This window comes from Paenibacillus sp. HGH0039, from assembly GCF_000411255.1.
Taxonomy (GTDB): domain Bacteria; phylum Bacillota; class Bacilli; order Paenibacillales; family NBRC-103111; genus Paenibacillus_F.
Genome location: NZ_KE150413.1, coordinates 1070057 through 1089595 on the forward strand (window position 1 = coordinate 1070057; position 19539 = coordinate 1089595).

19 protein-coding genes are annotated in these 19539 nt (G+C 57.2%); 16 read left to right on the forward strand and 3 right to left on the reverse strand.

Features of this window, described 5'->3' with window-relative positions; all coding sequences use genetic code 11:
- Positions 1-229: 229 nt before the first annotated feature.
- On the reverse strand, positions 230-1906 hold the full coding sequence (locus tag HMPREF1207_RS19185; RefSeq protein ID WP_009671520.1) for a fibronectin type III domain-containing protein: 1677 nt from the start codon (positions 1904-1906) through the stop codon (positions 230-232).
- 801 nt (positions 1907-2707) lie between these two features.
- Positions 2708-3685 carry an aldo/keto reductase gene (locus HMPREF1207_RS19195; protein WP_016423906.1) on the reverse strand — a complete coding sequence of 326 codons (978 nt, stop codon included), beginning with the start codon at positions 3683-3685 and terminating at the stop codon, positions 2708-2710.
- 247 nt (positions 3686-3932) lie between these two features.
- On the opposite strand from HMPREF1207_RS19195, the gene HMPREF1207_RS19200 reads away from it, so the two are divergent.
- From HMPREF1207_RS19200 to HMPREF1207_RS29370, 15 genes are all read left to right on the forward strand, one after another.
- Positions 3933-4421 carry a DinB family protein gene (locus HMPREF1207_RS19200; protein WP_009671487.1) on the forward strand — a complete coding sequence of 163 codons (489 nt, stop codon included), beginning with the start codon at positions 3933-3935 and terminating at the stop codon, positions 4419-4421.
- Between the two features lie 443 nt (positions 4422-4864).
- A complete protein-coding gene (locus tag HMPREF1207_RS30365) occupies positions 4865-5182 on the forward strand; it encodes a hypothetical protein (protein ID WP_231392114.1) in 318 nt (105 codons plus the stop codon).
- Positions 5183-5188: 6 nt separating this feature from the next.
- Positions 5189-5725, forward strand: coding sequence for a GNAT family N-acetyltransferase (locus HMPREF1207_RS19210; protein WP_009671569.1), 537 nt, complete (start codon positions 5189-5191; stop codon positions 5723-5725).
- Between the two features lie 75 nt (positions 5726-5800).
- Positions 5801-6598: an inositol monophosphatase family protein gene (locus HMPREF1207_RS19215; RefSeq protein ID WP_009671553.1), complete on the forward strand. Its 798-nt coding sequence runs from the start codon at positions 5801-5803 to the stop codon at positions 6596-6598.
- 76 nt (positions 6599-6674) lie between these two features.
- Positions 6675-7532 carry an SDR family oxidoreductase gene (locus tag HMPREF1207_RS19220; RefSeq protein ID WP_009671511.1) on the forward strand — a complete coding sequence of 286 codons (858 nt, stop codon included), beginning with the start codon at positions 6675-6677 and terminating at the stop codon, positions 7530-7532.
- Positions 7533-7827: 295 nt separating this feature from the next.
- A complete protein-coding gene (locus HMPREF1207_RS19225; RefSeq protein WP_269212179.1) occupies positions 7828-9948 on the forward strand; it encodes a BglG family transcription antiterminator in 2121 nt (706 codons plus the stop codon).
- Between the two features lie 26 nt (positions 9949-9974).
- The gene (locus HMPREF1207_RS19230) at positions 9975-10418 is read left to right on the forward strand and encodes a PTS sugar transporter subunit IIA (RefSeq protein WP_009671517.1); all 444 of its coding nucleotides are present in this window, start codon (positions 9975-9977) and stop codon (positions 10416-10418) included.
- A complete protein-coding gene (locus HMPREF1207_RS19235) occupies positions 10415-10678 on the forward strand; it encodes a PTS sugar transporter subunit IIB (protein WP_009671516.1) in 264 nt (87 codons plus the stop codon). Before HMPREF1207_RS19230 ends, HMPREF1207_RS19235 begins: the two co-directional genes overlap by 4 nt.
- A 20-nt stretch (positions 10679-10698) precedes the next feature.
- Entirely contained in the window at positions 10699-11994 is a 1296-nt protein-coding gene (locus tag HMPREF1207_RS19240) for a PTS ascorbate transporter subunit IIC (protein ID WP_009671536.1), read from the forward strand.
- A gap of 100 nt (positions 11995-12094) precedes the next feature.
- Positions 12095-13087, forward strand: coding sequence for a phosphotriesterase family protein (locus tag HMPREF1207_RS19245; RefSeq protein WP_009671541.1), 993 nt, complete (start codon positions 12095-12097; stop codon positions 13085-13087).
- A 13-nt stretch (positions 13088-13100) separates the two neighbouring features.
- A complete protein-coding gene (locus tag HMPREF1207_RS19250) occupies positions 13101-13859 on the forward strand; it encodes a creatininase family protein (RefSeq protein WP_009671557.1) in 759 nt (252 codons plus the stop codon).
- 19 nt (positions 13860-13878) lie between these two features.
- A complete protein-coding gene (locus tag HMPREF1207_RS19255; RefSeq protein ID WP_016423907.1) occupies positions 13879-14613 on the forward strand; it encodes an SIS domain-containing protein in 735 nt (244 codons plus the stop codon).
- A gap of 266 nt (positions 14614-14879) precedes the next feature.
- The gene (locus tag HMPREF1207_RS19260; RefSeq protein ID WP_009671524.1) at positions 14880-15149 is read left to right on the forward strand and encodes an HPr family phosphocarrier protein; all 270 of its coding nucleotides are present in this window, start codon (positions 14880-14882) and stop codon (positions 15147-15149) included.
- Entirely contained in the window at positions 15149-16906 is a 1758-nt protein-coding gene (gene ptsP, locus HMPREF1207_RS19265) for a phosphoenolpyruvate--protein phosphotransferase (protein WP_009671514.1), read from the forward strand. The genes HMPREF1207_RS19260 and ptsP overlap by 1 nt, the downstream gene beginning before the upstream one ends.
- 218 nt (positions 16907-17124) lie before the next feature.
- Positions 17125-17289, forward strand: coding sequence for a hypothetical protein (locus HMPREF1207_RS29370; protein WP_009671529.1), 165 nt, complete (start codon positions 17125-17127; stop codon positions 17287-17289).
- Between the two features lie 76 nt (positions 17290-17365).
- Here HMPREF1207_RS29370 and HMPREF1207_RS19270 read toward each other — a convergent pair whose 3' ends face one another.
- Entirely contained in the window at positions 17366-17986 is a 621-nt protein-coding gene (locus tag HMPREF1207_RS19270; protein WP_016423908.1) for a pyridoxamine 5'-phosphate oxidase family protein, read from the reverse strand.
- Between the two features lie 296 nt (positions 17987-18282).
- Between HMPREF1207_RS19270 and HMPREF1207_RS19275 the strand changes: the two genes are divergently transcribed.
- Positions 18283-19278, forward strand: a complete 996-nt coding sequence (locus tag HMPREF1207_RS19275; RefSeq protein ID WP_009671547.1) for a Gfo/Idh/MocA family protein — start codon at positions 18283-18285, stop codon at positions 19276-19278.
- Positions 19279-19539 lie beyond the last annotated feature (261 nt).

Consider the following 19539-nt stretch of genomic DNA (forward strand, 5'->3'; position numbering starts at 1 on the left):
TCGCAATTTGCCGAGAATACTTAGACCCGAACAGGAAAGTGTTAAAAAAGAGGGACCGCGGGCATCGAAGTTCACCTGGTCTGACTTGGGGGAAAAGCCAGCCAACGGAGCCGGAACGCGCATCTGTTATTGCCGATTACGTGTGCTTTTCAGCCCAAAAAAGCGGTTACCGCTGCGCGAAAGACGCGAGGGTAACCGCTGCTTGCAAGGTGCCGTTATGCCGCTTTCGTTACGGAGTCAACTTCGGCAGCGTCGGAATGGTCTGGCTGCAGTCGCCTGCCAAAGGCAGGTTGCGGCACACATACTGGCCCGCGCTGTTCTCGGTGGCGCCGTCTGAAGGGGCTGGCAGATGAACGCGCTGCTTCCACAACTGCCAGAGCATGAAGCCGTCAAACGACTTGCCTTTGTTTTTGACGTATTTGACAAGCGTCTCCACGTTGTAGTAAGCGGAGGCGACGTTGTTCTGGCCGTTCAGCATTTCGGCGTCGTAGACGGTTCCCGGTGCGGCATTCAGCTTCAGTACGGCACCGCCGGAGCCTTCGGGCGCAATCTGCAGGCCCATGTTGATCGTTCCGCCGTAGATGGCGCGGTACGATTCGTAGCCTTCGCGCGGATCGTAATAGACGCCGCCGTCGTAGGACATGAGGTTGATCATGTCGATTTTGCTGCCGTGATCTTTCACGACGCGGTACATCGTTCCGCCGAACGGCGAGCCGTACTGGACTTTGCCTTCTTCGAACGGCGAGCCTTTCACGTAGTAGGCTCCCGTGGACCAGCCGGCGATGGAGATTTTCAGCTTCGCGCCCCGTGCCTTGATTTCGTTGTACAGGCTGTTGATGATGCCGGCGATTTCGGCGTCTTTGGAACAGCTGAACGATTCGGCTGCGGCTTTGTTGCAGTTGCTGCCGCTCGATTCCCAGTCGATATCCACGCCGGAAGCGCCGAGATCCAGCGCGAGGTCGACGACATGCGGCGCGTTGAAATTCGCCCACTGGCTGCCTTGGCTGTAAGACCAGCCGCCCACGGAGAGCCACGTGTCCGTTCCGCGCGCATCCAGTGCGGCGATGCTGCTGCGCAGATCCTGGGACTGCTGCGGCGTAAACTTCAGCTGGCCGCGGCCCGTAGTGGCGCCCTCGACAAACTCAAAGCCGGCAACTTCCTGGTCGAAGGCGTAAGAACCTTTGACATACTTCGTATCCGGTCTGGCGAAAGACAGGTTGACATCCGTGATGTAATTCGGGATGTTCTCCAGCTTCAAATCGTAGATGCTGGTGTTCCAGGTACTGGCGTAGGCCACGTACCTGCGGTCCGGGGAAGGCGTGGTTCCGCCTTCCGGTGTCGTCACGCTGACCGGAGCGCTTGCGGCCGATACGTTGCCGGCCGCGTCCTTGGCCTTCACGGTAAAGCTGTAGGCCGTCGAGGCGGTAAGGCCGGTGACGAGGGCTGTCGTTCCCGTCACGCTGGCGGCAAGAGCCGTTCCCTGATAGACGTCGTAGCCCGTCACGCCGACGTTGTCCGTCGAGGCTGCCCATGACAGGGAGACGCTTGTGCTCGTGGAGGCGGTTGCCTTCAGCCCGGAAGGAACGGATGGCGCCTGCGTGTCTGTCGTGCCGCCGCCGGTGGAGCCGCAGTCGCTCACATACTTCCAGGCGCCCCAGGTGTTCGCCGTGTTGGGCTGTTCCCCTTGCGTCCACCATTTGGCTTCGAAGGTCTTGCCGGAGTAGGAGACTCTTTTGCCGGCCGTGTAGGCGGTTGTAGAGTTCCAGGCGGGGTCTTGGCATGCCGCCGCAGCCGTACCGGCCGCATGAGCCTGGCTGGAAGCCAGAGCAGGCACTACGCCGAGGCCAAGCGTGAAGGCGAGAGCAAGGTGAATCATTTTTTTTCGGGGAGTTGCGTAAGAAGTCATCAATCGGTACGCTCCTTTTTAATTGAGATAAGTGCGGGTTCTGCCGGTAAGCGGGTTGAATAGGCCTCCTTTTTTGTAAACGGTTACAAATGCACTTTTATTATCCCATGGAGACTCGTCCCGATTAAGGATAAAAACCTATTATGGAGGGGGGAATTTCGACAAAGTCTTTTTAGCGGTAAAATATTCCGCGTATAAAGGCGGATTAAGGCGGCGGTTAGCAGTGAAGTTTGCGCCGGTATGAGGGCCGCGTTCATGCGGATTGTCGAAGAGAGAGGAGCGGATAAATTGACTAGCGGGAAGATGATTTACCGGATGACGGTGTTTCTGCTACTCGCGGGTTTGATTTATTTGATAAGAGGCTATGTGAGCGTTTATCCGGTACGGTCCGTGGGCCTTACGGATTGGCAGGCTGCTCAGGTTGTATGGATCATTCTACTCGTGTGCTTGCTCGTGTGCGCGGTGATCGTCATCCTTCAGGGACTGCAGACTTATCTCAAAAAAAAGGGAAGTTTTAAAAGAACCAATATGCGGCAGATAATTGAGGCTGGACGAAGACGGATATGGAAACACGTCCGCTTGTTAGCCGGGAAGCCGGAATGCTGGGTAATACTCAGCAGCGGCGAGTTGGAGGTATTGTTATGGTTAAACTATTGGTAAAGTGTTTCCTAATAACTGTGCTGTGCTAATTGTTGTCGGAATTGTTCATTTCATTAATGGGCAGAGCTGAGTCGGGGGGCCTTCGGTATCCACAAAAAAACCTCCGGAGCTGCCGAAGCAGACCGGAGGTTCCGGATGCGCTTAAGGCAGGAAGCTGCCTCTCGCGCTGACGTAAAGCGAATACCACTCTTCGCGGGTCATGAGTTCCGCCTGGCGCTCGGCGTCCCGGCAGGCGGCAATGCGCTCCGCGTTGGCCGTGCCGATCACCGGCTGGATCATGGCCGGGTGCCGCATGAGCCAGCCGAGTACGACAGCCTCGCGCGTGGTCTCTTTCTCATCCGCAAGCTTGCCGACGAGCTCCGCCGTCTTGCGGATGTGCTCCGGCTCCGATTCTCCGAGGTTGCCGGAGAATTTTCCCTGGGCCAGCGGGCCCCATGCCTGGATCTGGATGTTCTCCATCCGGCAGTATTCCAGCAGCCCCTCGGAGAAGTTCACCGAAGTGCCGGCCTTCTGGTTCACGTGAACCCCCTGGTCGAGCCAGTCGTGGCGCGCCAGACTCATCTCCAGCTGGTTGACGGCGAGCTGATCGGGCAGCGCACGCTGAAGGAAACGGATTTGGGCGGCGCTCATGTTGGACACCCCGAAATAGCGGACTTTTCCGGCGGCTTTAAGACGGCCGAATGCTTCCGCGACTTCTTCCGGCTCCATCAGCGGATCGGGTCTATGCAGCAGGAGGATGTCGAGATAGTCGGTGCCCAGACGGCGGAGAATTCCGTCGACGGCTTCGCCGATATAGGCTTTGGAGAAGTCGTAACGCCCGGGTACATCCCCCTCGGCGAAGCGGATGCCGCATTTGGACTGGATCACCATCTCCTCGCGCAGACCCGGCTTGTTTTTGAGAATGCGGCCGAAAGTTTCTTCCGCTTTTCCTCTTGTATAGATATCGGCATGGTCGAACATGGAGATTCCGATGGAAAGAGCGGCTTCGACGGCTTTCTGCGCCTGCGTTTCATCTTCTTTGGTCACCGGATCGGAATTCCAGCCTCCGCCGAAAGGCATGCAGCCCAGTACGAGACGGCTCGCGTTCAGGCCGCGTTTTTTTAACGGTAGTATGTTCATCATCATTCCTCCTGTTGTAGGCGCTATGCGGCAGACGTATGTACGTTGTTCATTATACCGAATCCGGCGGAGAGTGCCAAAAAAACCAAAAGGAAAATCGGGGGAATTTACCGGAAGATTTCTTTCTCTTCTCTTCCTTTCATGCCACGCGCAGCTCGCCGACGTACGGAGCGGTGTCATTGGTGAAGGAGGACCTTTTTGTATTATACTGGTAAAGAGATTAGTTCCTTAAAGGAGGCTGACAAGTATGTTCGTAAGTCTGAACGAGTTTCAACAGGAATGGAAGCGAGAGGCTTCGTTGACGGGAAAAATTTTAAATACGTTGACGGACGAGTCGCTCGACCAGAGCGTCGCGTTGGACCACTTCTCCCTTGGAGAGCTTGGATGGCATCTGTCTCAAGCCATGTACGGCCTTTTTTCGGCGGCAGGCCTGAAGTTCGAGGGACCTGAGCGAGGCGCGGGAGTTCCCGAGTCCGCCAAAGAAATCGCCGATGTCTACGAGCGGACAAGCTCGAACCTGCTTCGGGCGGCGGGCGAGCAGTGGACGGACGAGACGCTGAAGCAAAGCATTACCGTGTTCGGCCGGGAAACCACGATTCATGGCATCATGCGCTTCGTTATTCAGCACCAGGCTCATCACCGGGGCCAAATGACGGTCCTTATGCGCCAAGCCGGCTTGATTGTGCCGGGCATTTACGGCCCGAGTAAGGAAGAACGCGAGCAGATCGGCAAATAATCGGTCCGGAGCAAGCCCCGAGTGGGACCCAAAGCTTTGCCGAAGGCTTCGTACATAGCTTCTATTTGAGAACATCAAGTGAATTTCGCTTGGTGTTTTCTTTGTGAACCGGAACCAAAAAGAAAAGGGGGAGAGGACGAGAGATGAGAGGCGAGTCGGAAACGCCGGGGCTGCTGCGCCGGAAGATGCCTAAGGTGAAATACAAAGAACGTGTGCATGACATGCACGCGTTTTTTTGCGTTTTCGCGCCGGATCGATCCGCTAAGGAGCTGTTCAAGAACCGTTCGTTTCGCCGGAAAATAAGGAAGAAATCGGCAAACGACTTTTTTTGTTTACCTTCTTTTAACGAAAATTTTCTTTTTCAAAAAGCATTTTCAAATGAGACCAGGGATGCTACTCTAACAGAAGGATCGACTTACAAATCATGGGAAGAGGAGCTTGCCATGCGAAGCGAAAAGGGGACGGAACCCGTGAACGGAGGGAGACGGCTGCTTACCTGGCGCTACTACAGCCTGCTTCTGCTGCTTACGGTCGGATTGGAATACGGGGCTCTCGTCGCGGTGCATCTGCCGTTCGGCGATGAACTGACGGGCTTTCTGGTCATGATGGCCATGCTTGCTTTTAGTGTGCTGCTGGCGATATTTACCTTTGTTTTCGGTCTGCTGACGTGTCTGGAGAACAGACAGCCTATGCTTATCGTGCCGTGCGCTCTTCTGACCGCCGGATTATATCTGGCCATAATCAAATGGGAAGGGATGTGATCTGAAATGATCCGGTTTGCGTATTTTGGACGGGAGGATTTCGACCAGCTTATCGAATGGAGCGGAGACGAGGCTTTTCTGCTTCAGTGGGCGGGGCCTCAGTTTAAGTACCCTCTAACCGCATCGCAGCTGGAGGCTTACACGGAAGGAGTCAACGATCTTGAACAATCCGGCCGGCTCGTATATAAGGTCATAGATTCGGAGACCGACCTGACGATAGGGCATCTTTCGATCGGAAATATCGACCGGCATAACCGCTCCGCAAGGATCGGCAAGGTGCTCGTGGGCCATACGGCCCGGCGGGGCCGAGGAACCGGACAAGCGATGATCCGCGAGGCGCTCCGGATCGGATTTGAAGAGCTCCGCCTGCATAAAATGACGCTCGGCGTTTTCGACTTTAACGAAGCGGCAATCCGCTGCTACGAGAAGGAAGGCTTCGTGAGAGAAGGCCTCATTCGGGACTCCAAACGAATGGGAGACACCTACTGGAATTTGATTGAAATGGGCATTTTGGAGAGCGAATGGCACGGACGCGGCCGGTAACAACGCCGGACTACAGACACCGATATACAAGGCTAGTCGGATAGGCGGACAGATAGAGCAGAGGGGGAGAAGGCAGTGGAAGACATCCTGCGCGCAGCGAAGAAGGTGGCCATCCAAGCCGCTTTACAAGCCGGGCAAGAAGCGAAGAACCGGTTTGAGAATATTAACAGCATTCTGGAAAAGGACGATTTCGGCGACGTCGTGACGGAAGTGGATCACCTCGCGGAGGAAATTATTTTGACCCACATCGCGAAAAGCTTTCCCGATCACTGCGTGGACAGCGAAGAGATCGGGCACAACGGCAGGCAGAGCGACTGGATGTGGATCGTGGACCCGCTAGACGGGACGAACAATTACGCGATAGGTCTTCCGCTTTTCGCCACGTCTATCACGCTGATGCACCAGGGAAATCCCGTGCTGGCCGTAATTTACGAACCGATGGTGGACAGGCTGTTCCTCAGCGCGGCGGACAAAGGGGCCTTCTGCAACAATATCCGCATTCAGACCAAACCTTGCCCGTCCATTCAACGCGGCACGATCGGCTGGATACAAGGGCACAAGGTCCAGAACGAGGCGCGTGCCGTTAAGCTCCGCCATCATCTGGACGTCCGGTTCAAGCGGATGATGAGGGTGTGGGCGCCGACTCTCCAGTGGTGCATGCTCGCCAAGGGAGACCTGGACGGCATCGTTCTCTACAACTCGGAGGGGACCGATCTGTATTCGGGCATCCTGATGGTACAGGAGGCGGGCGGACTCGTCATGGATTATGAAGGCAAGCCGTTCAGAGGAATGAGCCCGGAGCCTTACCTCATTGCCTGCCACCCGGCGCATAAGGAGCATTTTTTGAAAACGGTGGCCGAAGGGCTGGGCTGATCGGTTCAAGCACCCGCTGCCGGCGATCCTGCTCGTACACGATTTTCCCCAAAAACCTAACGAAGGCGGGCTGCAGATGAAGCATAAAATCACGATGGTAACCGGGGCCAATTCCGGTATGGGTCTCGCCACAACGATTGCGTTGGCCCTGCAGGGGGCGAAGGTCGTTATGGTATGCCGCAGCGAAAAGCGGGGGCAGAGCGCTCTCCGGGAGGCGATAGCTGCCAGCGGCTCCGGAGACATCGAGCTGATGCAGTGCGACCTCGGTTCGCTCCGGAGCATCCGGTCTTTTGCCGCGGATTTCAAGAGCCGCTACGATCATCTGGACGTGCTGATCAACAATGCCGGCGTCGTATCGCTCAAGAGAGAGACCACTTCCGACGGATTCGAAGTTATGATGGGCGTCAACCATCTGGGCCATTTTCTGCTGACGAATCTGCTGCTGGGGCCGTTGAAGCGGGCGGAGCAGGGCCGGATCGTCGTCGTCTCCTCCGGTGCGCATAAAATCGGCAAAATCCGCTGGGAAGACCCGTATCTGACGAAAGGGTATACGGTATGGACCGGATACGCGCAGTCCAAGCTGGCGAACATTTTGTTCGCCAAGGAGCTCGCCGCCCGGCTGAAAGGCACCGCCGTTACGGTGAACGCCCTGCACCCGGGAGCCGTCGGCACCCAGATCGGCGTGGACCGGAATACGGGCTTCGGCAAATCGGTGCTCGCTATGCTGCGGCCGTTCTTCCTGACACCCGCCCAGGGGGCGGAAACGGCGGTTTATCTGGCTGCCAGCGATAACGTGTCGTGCGCCACGGGCGAATATTTTTACCGGAAGAAGATTGCGCCGGTGTCCGCACGGGCTAAAGACAAGGAGCTTGCCGCGAAGTTCTGGGATTGGAGCGTGCGGGAAGTGGGACTGCGGCCTTCGGAAACGGAGTGACGCGGGCGGATACGGATTAATCGGGATAAAAGCAAGTCAGCGGCGGTAATGAGATAGACGGGTCCTATTCAATAGAACCGGCTTGATAAAGCGGCCAGGAGCGGATGCTTCCGGAGCCGTTTTTTTGCGTGGACGAAAGCCGAAGCCGGGTGCCGTCTTCCGGATTTGCTAGATTAGAATTCATTTTTGCACAAAGGAGCCTCCACGAATTGAACTGTCTTTCGTTTATTGTCCATGGGTATAATCAAATCGAACAAAGAACCACACTAAACGGCAAAGGAGGTGATGCCGTATTCTGGACGAACGCAGTACCCGGATTTTGACGCTGCTGCAGCAGGCAGCCGATTATGTATCTCTGGAAGAACTGATGCAGAAGCTCGGCATCTCCAGACGAACCGTTTATTACGATATGGAAAAAATCAACGACTGGCTGAAAACGATTCATCTTCCGCCGGTCGAATATGTCCGGGCGGCCGGCTATTATTTGCCGGATGAAAGCCGCAAGGGCATTCCGCAGCTGGCCGGACAGCTTCCGGTCCAGCAGTACTACTTGTCTCCGCGGGAGCGGCTGGCCTGGCTGGCCGTCCATCTGTTATCGCCGGCGGATGGATCGCTTTTCGTCCATCACTTGACGGATCTCCTGCAAGTCAGCCGGGGAACCGTGCTGAAGGATTTGAACATCGTCCGGCCGGAACTGGAATCCCTGAAGCTTAAGGTCGCTTACGACCGCAAGCAGGGCTACCGGGTCCGGGGGGAAGAGAGCGACAAGCGGAAGGCGCTCACGTACTACTTCGGGCAGATCTTCGGAAGCGTGGGCTGGGAGCAGGCGCTCAGCCGGAGCGAAGACCCGGGCAGTCTTGACCCGGTGCTGGACCTATTCCCTCCGATGAAGCCGGATCACCTGAAGCGGGTTTACCGGCTCATCGCCGACAGCGAACGCACACTCGGCGTGGAATTAACGGACGAGATGGTGTTTAACCTGACCACTCGCTTCCTGCTCTATACACGCCGAATCCAGAACAAGCAGCTCATCTCGATCGACGAAGATGAGTGGAGCGTGCTCGGGCGCATGCCGGAATACGAGGCCGCCGCCCGCATTGCGGAGGGTCTCGGCGATCTGTTCGACGCCGCCGTACCGGACGAGGAAATCGCGTATTTTACGATGCACCTGCTCGGGGCGCGCGTCAACCGGATGGAGCAGCTGACCGGCTCCGAGGAAGTGATCGACAAGCTCCGCGATGCGGCCAGGGAAATGACCGACGCCTTCCAGCGTCACGCCTGCGTGTTTCTGCCGAACCGGGAAGCGATGGAGGAGAATCTGCTCGTTCATCTGAAGCCGGCGTATTACCGGATCCTGTATGGGCTGGAGCTCGATAACCCGCTCCTCGGCAACATCCGCTCCAAGTACGGAGAAGTGTTCGAGCTGACGCGGCGCTCCGCGGCACCGTTCGAGGAGCTTGTCGGACGCAGGCTCGACGATGACGAGATCGGCTACCTCGCCATGCATTTCGGCGGCTGGCTGCGGAGGGAGAACACGGAGCCGGTACAGAGGCGCCAGGCCGCCATCGTCTGCGTCAACGGCATTTCCGCTTCGCGGATGCTGAAGTCCCAGCTCGAAGATTTGTTTTCGGCGGTGGACATTACGGCCATTCTCTCGCTGAGGGATTACGAAGCGTTTGAAGAGGAAAGCGTCGATTTTATTTTCTCGACGGTCCCGCTTCCGGACAGCAGCGTCCCCGTGTTCGTCGTGAATCCGATCCTCAGCGACAAGGACAAGGAGCATCTGCTGAACCAGATCAACACGGTCGTCGGCCGCAAGTCCCGGGCCCAGGCCAGCTCGGTTCAGGCTCTGCTCGACATTGTCCGCAAATACGCGAAGGTGACGGATGAAGCGGGGCTCGCGGAGGAACTGAACCGCTACATGTCCGTGGGGAAAACGTGGCTGAGCGAAGCCCGCAAGCCGTCGCTGGCCGACCTGCTCACCGGACCGATGGTCCGGGTGGAGGAGGAGGCCGCCGACTGGCGCTCCGCCATCCGCGAGGCGGCCCTGCCTCTTCTCGAGGACGGGCGCATCGAAGAGGCCTACATCGGGGCGATGATCGCCAAAGTGGAGGCGCTGGGCCCCTACATCGTCGTGGCTCCGGGCATCGCCATCGCGCACGGCAAGCCGCAGGAGGGAGTAAAGCGGCTGGGAATCAGCCTGCTGCGGCTTGCGAAGCCCGTAGCCTTCTCCGAAGAAACCCGCTATCAAGTACAGGTGATCCTGGTGCTGGCGGCGATCGACGGAGAATCGCATCTCAAAGCGTTGTCGGAGCTGACGCTCCTGCTCAGAGAACAAGATAGCCTGACCCGGCTGAAGGACGCCGGGACCAAAGAACAGATATTACAGCAGATAAAAGAAGGTCCCCGCAGTTAGATTACCGGATTTGGGAGAGATGAGAGATGAAATTTTTAGAACCGTCACTGATTGCACTGGATGTCGAAGCCGAGACGGCGGAAGAAGCGATCCGCCTGGCGGGAGGACTGCTGGCGGACGCGGGAGCCGCGGAAGCGCGCTACGCCGAAGCCATGGTAGAATCCTACCGGGACAAAGGCCCGTACTTCGTCCTGGCGCCTCATATCGCTCTGCCGCACGCCCGTGCGGAAGACGGAGTGAAAGAAGCGTCCGTCTCGCTGCTCCGGCTGAAGAAACCGGTCGAATTCGGCCACGCGGCCAACGATCCCGTTCAGCTCGTATTCGCACTGGGCGGGTCCACCAGCTCCGAGCATATCACCATGCTGCGCAAGCTGACGATTTTGCTAAGCAACCCGGACAACGTGGAAGCGTTCAAGCAGGCAGCCGATGTAGATACTATTCAACAACTTATTAGGGGGAACGAACAATGAAAATTTTATGCGTATGCGGTCTTGGACAAGGAACCAGCCTGATTTTGAGAATGAACGTGGAAAACGTGCTGAGCGGCTTGGGTGTAAGCGCCGATGTGGAGCATACCGACGTATCCACGGCATCCGGCACGGCGGCGGAGTACATCATTACGAGCAATGAACTGGCACAGAGCCTGCAAGGGCACGCGGCCAAAATCGTGATCGTCAATAACTATTTTGACAATGACGAAATCAAACAAAAACTGGAAGAAGTGCTGTAACCCATTAAGGAGGGGTCTTTATGGACATGCTTTTTTGGATCGCCACCAATATTTTCGGAACACCGGCCATTCTGCTCGGGTTCATCGTTCTGGTCGGACTTCTGCTCCAGAAGAAGTCGACTAGCCAGCTCGTAAGCGGTACCTTTAAAGCTATTATCGGTTTCCTTGTAATCGGCGCCGGTTCCGACGTCATCGTCAAAGCGCTGAATGTCTTCGAGCCGATGTGGAAAGAGGTCTTCGGACTGGAGGCCGGCTCGCTCGGTACGTTTATGGGGCAGGAAGCGTTTAACGGCAAATACGGAAGCGCCGTCACGCTGGCGATGCTCGTCGGCTTCCTGATCAACGTCGCGCTGGCCCGTTTTACCCGGTTTAAATTCATTTACCTGACCGGTCACATGATGTTCTGGACTTCAACGATCTTCGCGGGCGTGATCGTGCATGCCTCAAGCGGTATCGCCATTTGGAAGCTTGTGCTGATGATTGCCGTCGTACTCGGTCTGTACTGGACCTTCCAGCCGGCTCTCGTTCAGCCGTTCCTGCGCAAAGTAACGGGCAACGATAACATTGCCCTCGGTCACACGTCCGCCTCAGTTGCCCTGCTGGCAGCCCTGTTCGGTAAACTATTCGGCAACAAAAACAACGACTCGGAGAAAATCAAAGTGCCGAAAGGCTTCGAATTCCTTCGTGATTCCAACGTCATTACAGCGCTCAGCATGGGGATTCTGTTCCTGATCGGGGCCATTATCCTTTCGACGAAAGGAACGCCTGCCGCCGCCGAACTGATGGCGAAATCGGGCGATCAGAACTTTATTATCTATTCGATTATTCAATCGTTTACGTTCGCGGGCGGTATCGCCATCGTTCTGATGGGGGTCCGGATGTTTGTCGGCGAACTGGTTCCGGCTTTCAACGGGATCGCTACAAAACTCGTACCCGGAGCCAAGCCGGCACTGGACGCGCCGGTTGTGTATCCGTACGCGCCGAATGCGGTCGTACTCGGCTTCCTGGGAGCTTTCGCGGGCGCCATTATCTGGCTGCTTGTGCTCGGTAACACCGTTTCCTACATCTTCGTTCCGACGATGATCGTCTTGTTCTTCCACGGGGCTACGGCCGGCGTATTCGGGAACTCGACGGGCGGTGTCCGCGGGGCTGTGATCGGCGGATTCATCACGGCCACGATCGTAGCCTGGGGACAATTCCTCATGGTCCGCTTCTTCATCGCTTCGACGGTGCCGGATACGGCCATGTGGGCAGCCGACTCCGATATGTTCATTATCGGTCCGATTCTGCACTTCCTGGCTAAACTGTTCTTCTAACAACGAATGAGCGGGCGAACGCCCGAGGGCAACAAGACGGTGACAGCGCTAAGCTCCGCCGTCTTCCTTTTCCGAATAAAGAGAGTGGAGGAGACACGTTATGAGCTATATCCGTACCTTACATGGAGACATCGCCAAAGAGGATCTGGGCTTTACGTATTCCCACGAACATATTGTATGCCGTCCGGCCTTCTGGCAGGAACGGGGAGAGGACGATCTGCTGCTGGACGATAAAGAGAAATCCAAGCGGGACGTTCTTGATTTCAAAAAGCACGGCGGACGCGCGATCGTGGATGCGACGGCGGTCGATTACGGCCGGGACGTCCAGGCGGTACAGGAAATTGCCCTGGAAACGGGCATTAAGATCGTGGGCACGGCGGGCTTCAACAAAAGCTTCCTGTGGGATGCCAAAATCAAAGAAGAGCTGAAGCCGCTCACCGGCGATTATGAAACCTATACCCAATGGATCGAAGCGAAAAGCATCAACGAGCTGGCCGATTTCGTCATCCGCGAGGTGGAGGAAGGGCTCGAAGGAACGCCTTTCAAAGCCGGCCAAGTCAAATTCGGGACGGGCTACAACCGCATTACGCCCCTGGAAGAGAAAACACTCCGCGCGGTAGCGCGCGCTCACCACGAGACGAAAGCTCCCGTGCACTCCCATACGGAAGTCGGCACCATGGCGCTGGAGCAGATCGAGCTCCTGAAAAGCGAGGGCGTGGACCTGTCGTACCTCAGCCTGGGCCATATGGACCGCAACCCGGACCCTTACTACCACGAGCAGATCGCGGCAACCGGCGCTTACATGAGCTTTGACGGAATCGGCAAAATCAAGTACGCCCCCGAAAGCACGCGGATCGCGCTGATTCTCAATCTCGTAAGCAAGGGCTACGAGGATCAGATTCTGATCAGCGGAGATACCGCCCGCAAAACGTATTATAAGCATTACGACCACGGTCTCGGTCTGGAGTACATCATTGCGAAGTGGGTGCCGCGCTTTGTGGACGAAGCGAACCGCAACGGGTTCGACGGGCAGAAGTTGATCGAGAAATTTTTCGTGAAAAACCCGGCCAACTGCTTCTCATTCAAAAAGTAAGGAGGCGCGCACGATGAAATTCGAGCACGAAAACTCGTACGAGGTGCAGGATAAAATCCGACAATTCCGGGCGGCGATACTGCCTATCGGAGCCGTGGAAGCGCACGGCCCCCACCTGCCGCTCGGCACCGATAATCTGCTTGCCGAACGGCTGGCGGATAAACTGGCGGCCCGCACGGACAGCTTCGTGCTTCCGGTCCTGCCTTACGGCCAGGTGTGGAGCCTGCGTAATTTTCCGGGAAGCATCAACGTCTCCAACGAGGCGCTGATCCGGCTGCTGGCCGATATCGGAGAGAGCCTGTACCAGCAGGGTTTCCATATTTTCACCATGGTCAACGGCCATTTGGGCAATGCGGTCGCGCTTAAGGAAGCCGCCAGAGTTTTATACGAACGGGTGCCGGAGCTGAAAGTGTTCTATTTCTTTTATCCGGGCACGAAAGAAATCACCGCTCAAGTGAGGGAGTCTTCGGCGGCTCACGGGACCTACATGCATGCCGACGAAATCGAGACTTCCTACATGCTTTATCTGGCCGGCGAGTACGTGGATATGAGCAAAGCGATAGACGGAGCGCCCCGCATATCAGCGGAAGCGGACTGCACGCCGACGCCATGGGAGGAAATCACGTCCTCCGCCGTTCTCGGCGACGCCACGCTGGCTACCCGGGAGAAGGGCGAGAAGATTATCGAACGCAGCCTGGACGTGATGGCCGAGATGCTTCTGCGGGCCAAGCAGGCGCTGGAAGACGGGGAACATCAGGATTCAACAGACTGACAACGGGGTGAGAGCTATGATGATGAATACGTATTTTGATGTGATCGGCGAGCTGCTGAACAAAGTTCGGACCGAACAGGCCGGACCGATTCGCGAAGCGGCCGAGAAAGTGGCGGCCTGCATTCAGGACGGCGGCATTATTCATTTGTTCGGCTGCGGCCATTCGCATATTTTGACCGAGGAAGTATTCTACCGGGCAGGCGGGCTTGTCCCGATTCGTCCGATCTTCGTCGAGAAACTGATGCTGCACGAAGGCGCGGTACGCTCGTCGGAGCTGGAGAGACAGAACAATCTGGCGGTCGATTTCATGAAGGAGCAGGATATCCGCAAGGACGAAGTCGTATTTGTCCTGTCCACTTCGGGCCGCAATCCGGTTCCGGTCGATGTCGCCCTGATGGCGAAGGAGAAAGGCGCCGTTACCGTCGGGATTACTTCCCTGGAGTATTCCATGAGCCAGCCGTCGCGGCATACCAGCGGCAAGCATCTGGCCGAGGCGGTGGATCTCGTGATCGACAACTTCTCGGTCAAAGGAGACGCCGTGCTGAATCATCCGGGCTTGCAAGTCCCTTTCACACCGAGCTCGACCGTGATCGGAGCTGCGATCCTGAACGCCGTTTTTGCCGAGTCCATTGAAATCATGATCGAAAACGGCTTTAACCCGCCGGTGTTCCTGAGCGGAAACATCGACGGTTCCGACGCGCACAACCAGGCGCTGATCCAAACGTACAAAGAGCGGATCGCCCTGCTGGCTTAACGCTTAACCTGCCTTAACAGAGAAAAACAACCGCAAATCAAACAGAAGGTTGTATCCGGCTCAGATCCGGCAAATGTGTGGAGTAATAGAGAGATAAGCAGACCAAAGAACGGAATTTGTACAATCAACCCCAAAAAAACGTTAACCGGGAACAATCGCCGAAAGACGACTTGCAAAACTTAAGCGGATAGCTGTCGGGAGAAACCATACATCCCTATCCTTTTTTGCGGTCTTGATCCGGCGGTGAACGGGTGAGGAGGAACGACATGTTTGCACAAACAGTAACCATACAGAACGCGCAGGGTTTTCATGTCCGTCCGGCTCAGCTTTTTGCTGAAACAGCCGGCCAGTTTGGAGCAGAGGTGCACCTGAAGACCGGAGACGGACGCACAGCGGATTGCAAAAGCATGCTGGAGCTGATGACGCTCGGCATTGAAAAGGGAGCTGTCGTGACGATCGAAGCGAGCGGCGACGGAGAGAAGGAAGCCGTTGAAGCGCTGACGCAGCTTGTCGAAAGCAAGTTCGGTGAAGCCTAATGAAGGGGCTGCATATTCAGGGAATCGGCGTTTCGGAAGGAATCCGCATCGCGCAGGCATTCGTTTACCGCGCAGCGCACGAGAATGCTGGCGGAGCGTCTGCCGAATGGAAGCCTATTGCGGCTGATTCGGCGGTTGTCGAGGCTGAGCTTGCCAAGCTTAGAGAAGCCAAAGCCCGCTGCGCGGGCGAACTGGAACAGCTCACGGAGAAGGCGAAGGAAACCGTCGGTGAAGAGCAGGCCGGTATTTTGGCGGGCCAGCGGAAGCTGCTGGACGATCCGGCTTTCTATCCGAAGATGGAAGCCCGGATCCGGGAAAAGCTGGAGCCGGCTCCGCAGGCCGTCTCCGAAATCGTAAGTCAGGTCGCCTCCTGGTTCGAGGGCATGACCAACGACTATATGAAAGAGCGTGCCGCCGATATCCGCGATATCGGAAACCGCCTCTTGGCCTGCCTGTCGCCCGAAGAGAGAGCCGGTCTTGAGGGAATCACCGGCGAGGTGATCCTCGTGGCGGACGATCTTACGCCGTCCGACACCGTGCAGCTCGACCCGGCCAAGGTCGTCGGCTTTATCACCCGCACGGGCGGGGCGACCTCTCACACCGCCATTCTGGCGCGGTCGCTCGGCATCGCCGCCATCGTCGGCGCGGGCGATGCCGTGGACGGCATTGACGACGGGGACACCCTCGTCGTCGACGGAGCCGCCGGGCTGTGCATCGCCCGGCCGGGAGAAGCCGAAGCGGAGCAGTACCGGCTCCGCATGGGGCAGGATCTCGAGCGCCGCAAGTCGCTCGAGGCTTACGCGGCCCGTCCCGCGGTAACCGCGGACGGTACGCGCGTGGAGCTCGCGGCGAACATCGGAACCGCCGCGGAAGCCGGGGCCGCCGCCGCACAGGGAGCGGACGGCGTGGGGCTGTACCGCACGGAGTTCCTGTTCATGAATTCCCCGTCTATGCCGGGGGAGGAAGAACAGTACCGTGCCTACCTGGAAGCGGCCCAGCTTATGGAGGGCCGCCCCGTGATCATCCGCACGATGGATATCGGCGGGGATAAGGAGCTTCCGTATCTGCAGCTGCCGAAGGAAGTGAACCCCTTCCTCGGTTACCGGGCGATACGGATCGGTCTCAGCCGCAAGGAGCTGCTGCTCACGCAGCTGCGGGCGGTTCTGCGGGCCAGCGCCTTCAGCAAGGTGAAGGTGATGTTCCCGATGATCTCCGGCCTGCAGGAATGGCGGCAGGCCAAAGAAATCCTGGCGGAAGCGCAGGCGGAGCTGAGACAGGAGGGCGTCCCGTTCGACGAGGACATGGAAGTCGGCATCATGGTCGAGATTCCTTCCACGGCCGTGATGGCGGGTCAGTTCGCCCGGGAAGTGGACTTCTTCAGCATCGGGACGAACGACCTCGTCCAGTACACGCTGGCCGTGGACCGGATGAACGAGCACGTGGCGTACTTGTACGACTATTTCCATCCGGCCGTTCTCCAACTGATCCGCACCGTGATCGAAGCTTCGCACTCGGCCGGCAAGTGGACCGGCATGTGCGGCGGCATGGCGGGCGATCCGCTGGCCGCGCCGCTTCTGCTCGGTCTCGGACTGGACGAGTGGAGCATGGAGGCGGGCCGTCTCAGCCCGCTGAAGGAAGTGCTCGCCGGACTGGACCGTCAGGAGTGCCGAGAGCTTGCGGAGCGGGTGCTGCTTCTGGATACGCCTCAGGCGGTGCGTCAGGCGCTTGAGGAGTTCCGCGGAACTAAAGCTGTTTAAATCCCGCCGGCGAAGTGGTTGGAAAACTGACGCTGATGCGAAGATTGAAGCTGGTGTCAGGTTTAGTGCGGGAGCGGCTGCTTGCTTGTGTCGCCGATGAAGCGGAATTCCGCTTCGGGGGTTTCAAATTAAGCCTCTGATCAAGATTCAGATACAGGCCGATCTCCGACAGAGATCGGCAATAAACACAACCCGGTTCCGTATAGAGCGGAACCGGGTTGTTCGGTTTTATTATCCGGCAAGGCAAGGGAGGGCACAGTCTGCGTCAGACTTCCTTCCTGCACGGCTGCTCGATAAGCGGGGCGGCTGACGCCTTATACACCGCGCTTGCAGCTCCCCGCGTGCGGCGGGCACGCATGGAGGCGGTCGCCGACAGCAGCTAAACCTGCTGCGTCCTGTGCGAGGAGGACGGAACGGCAACGTCCCTCTCTGAGGTGCGATGCTTTCTTCCACCGCCTGTTACCCCTCCTTATGCGCCGGACAATACAGCTTCATCAGCCGGACGGTTTCCTCGTCCAGTTCTTTCCCGCGGTTTTCGAGTCCGGTCACGACGGCCTCGCGCTTGGCGCCTTTCATGTTCTGCCCGAACTTGAACTTGGCGGACAGGTCGTCCACGTCGATACGGATGACGGCGACGCCGCGGATTTGGCTGACGTAGCCCGGATTTTCCAGGGAGAATGGCTCATAGCCTCCCTCGGGCTGAAGTTTTTCCATGAAGATGCCGAGCGCCTTCGCTTTTTCCTCCAAATCTTCCACGAGGACGGCATGGCCTTTTATCACGACGGACTTAAAGAAAGCTGTCGCCGGACAGGCGTACACGGGCTCCGTAAAATAAGAAGGAATGAGCGCATACTCCTTGGCTATGGCGAACGTGACGAGAGGATTCCGGCCCAGGTCCGAAATTTTTTCGCCGACTTTGCTTCCGTGGGCATAAATGGCGCCGTCCGCGTATACAAAATTAAGAGCTTTTAAATTCGGATACCCGTCTTCGCCGGTCGTTCCCAGAATCCCGAATGTCATTTCGCTCATAAACTGCTCGATTTCCTGCCAGTCTTCCACGCCGAATTCTTTTCTTCTCAAATTCTCCACCCCTATGGTTGCCTGGTTGCGGCTGTTTTTTTCATCTTAGCGGGACGGTTGACTTTTCTAAAGAGCCACTTTACGCTATTTTTAGTGGACCAGTTGTGCAGCCGATCGCAAGCAAAAGGATAGGGTGTGGGTTGCACAGGATGATGTACGCGCGTTCAAATTGCTGTAAAACAATTTTAATCAGGTATGTATTCACATGCAGCTTCCAAACAAAAGGCATGCGCCGGACAGGGGCTTCACCCTATCGGCTAACCGAAACCAACCAGACATAATGGAGGTATTTTCTTATGTTAAAAGTCGCTCTGCTCAGTTTCTGGCACGTTCACGCCCTGGATTACGAGAAAGACGCCAACCAGCATCCGGGCACTCAGGTTACCGCGATCTGGGACGAAGACCCGGCCAGAGGCAGTAAAGAAGCGGAAAACCGCGGAATTCCATTTTACGAAAACCTGGATGAGCTGCTTGCCGACGATGAAATCGACGGCATTATCGTGACGACCCCGACCCATCTTCACCGGGACGTTATGGTGGCGGCGGCCAAAGCGGGCAAGCATATTTTCACGGAAAAAGTCGTTGCCGCCACGAACAAAGAATGCGACGAGATTATGGACGCGGTCCGCGAAGCGGGAGTGGTCATGACGGTTTCGCTGCCGAGATTGAACGCTTCGTATACGTTGGCGATTCGGAACATACTCGAACAGGGAATACTCGGAAAACTGACGCTGGTCCGTACAAGACTGTCCCATAACGGCGGATTAAGCCGTGAAGAAGGGGGCGGCTGGCTTCCCGAGCGTTTCTTCGACGAATCCGCTGCGCAGGGAGGCGCCATGATCGACCTCGGCTGTCATCCGATGTACCTGACCCGCTTATTCCTGGGTATGCCGGAAAGCCTGACAGCGAATTACGGCAGCGTGACGGGACGCTCCGCGGAAGATAACGCGGTAAGCGTACTGCGTTACCCGAGCGGTGCCCTGGGCATCGTGGAAGCGGGCTTTGTGAACAGCCATTCCCCGTTCGTGATCGAGATTCACGGCACACAGGGCAGCCTGCTGTACTCCCAGCACGACGACAAGCTCCTGCTCCGTACGCGGTCGCAGGAAGGGGAGGAGTGGCAGACGGTGACGGATCTCCCGCAGGCGAAGCCCTCGGCTTTCGAGCAGTGGGTGGCGCATATCGAGTCCGGGACCCGGGCGGAGGAAAATCTGCTGCTGGCAGCGGACCTTACCCGCCTGATGGAAGCGTCCAACGCTTCGGCAGCGAGCGGCTGCGCCGTTAAGCTTTAAGAGAAGAGAATGAAGGCCCGCCCTCATGCGACGCTGCACTGCGCGCCGGAACTGCATGCGGTGCTGTAAATGGGGTGCAGGCTGCCGACGGACGTTTTGGCAGTGTCTCCGCCTGCCTTAGGCAGAACTTGCGGGCGCTTTCCGGGCGTATCTCGTTGCCTGATCATTTCTTTCCGGCATCGCGCTGTATAAAGACAGAAAAGAAGCCGGTTAACCGGCTTCTTTTTTTGTGGCTTTCTGTGAGATCAGCTATCTTTAGCG

What these genes read in the sequence shown, in the direction of transcription:
- HMPREF1207_RS19185 (WP_009671520.1), bottom strand. Translation starts at nt 1,906, where the DNA reads ATGACTTCTTACGCAACTCCCCGAAAAAAAATGATTCACCTTGCTCTC.
- HMPREF1207_RS19195 (WP_016423906.1), bottom strand. Translation starts at nt 3,685, where the DNA reads ATGAACATACTACCGTTAAAAAAACGCGGCCTGAACGCGAGCCGTCTC.
- HMPREF1207_RS19200 (WP_009671487.1), top strand. Translation starts at nt 3,933, where the DNA reads ATGTTCGTAAGTCTGAACGAGTTTCAACAGGAATGGAAGCGAGAGGCT.
- HMPREF1207_RS30365 (WP_231392114.1), top strand. Translation starts at nt 4,865, where the DNA reads ATGCGAAGCGAAAAGGGGACGGAACCCGTGAACGGAGGGAGACGGCTG.
- HMPREF1207_RS19210 (WP_009671569.1), top strand. Translation starts at nt 5,189, where the DNA reads ATGATCCGGTTTGCGTATTTTGGACGGGAGGATTTCGACCAGCTTATC.
- HMPREF1207_RS19220 (WP_009671511.1), top strand. Translation starts at nt 6,675, where the DNA reads ATGAAGCATAAAATCACGATGGTAACCGGGGCCAATTCCGGTATGGGT.
- HMPREF1207_RS19230 (WP_009671517.1), top strand. Translation starts at nt 9,975, where the DNA reads ATGAAATTTTTAGAACCGTCACTGATTGCACTGGATGTCGAAGCCGAG.
- HMPREF1207_RS19235 (WP_009671516.1), top strand. Translation starts at nt 10,415, where the DNA reads ATGAAAATTTTATGCGTATGCGGTCTTGGACAAGGAACCAGCCTGATT.
- HMPREF1207_RS19240 (WP_009671536.1), top strand. Translation starts at nt 10,699, where the DNA reads ATGGACATGCTTTTTTGGATCGCCACCAATATTTTCGGAACACCGGCC.
- HMPREF1207_RS19245 (WP_009671541.1), top strand. Translation starts at nt 12,095, where the DNA reads ATGAGCTATATCCGTACCTTACATGGAGACATCGCCAAAGAGGATCTG.
- HMPREF1207_RS19250 (WP_009671557.1), top strand. Translation starts at nt 13,101, where the DNA reads ATGAAATTCGAGCACGAAAACTCGTACGAGGTGCAGGATAAAATCCGA.
- HMPREF1207_RS19255 (WP_016423907.1), top strand. Translation starts at nt 13,879, where the DNA reads ATGATGAATACGTATTTTGATGTGATCGGCGAGCTGCTGAACAAAGTT.
- HMPREF1207_RS19260 (WP_009671524.1), top strand. Translation starts at nt 14,880, where the DNA reads ATGTTTGCACAAACAGTAACCATACAGAACGCGCAGGGTTTTCATGTC.
- ptsP (WP_009671514.1), top strand. Translation starts at nt 15,149, where the DNA reads ATGAAGGGGCTGCATATTCAGGGAATCGGCGTTTCGGAAGGAATCCGC.
- HMPREF1207_RS19275 (WP_009671547.1), top strand. Translation starts at nt 18,283, where the DNA reads ATGTTAAAAGTCGCTCTGCTCAGTTTCTGGCACGTTCACGCCCTGGAT.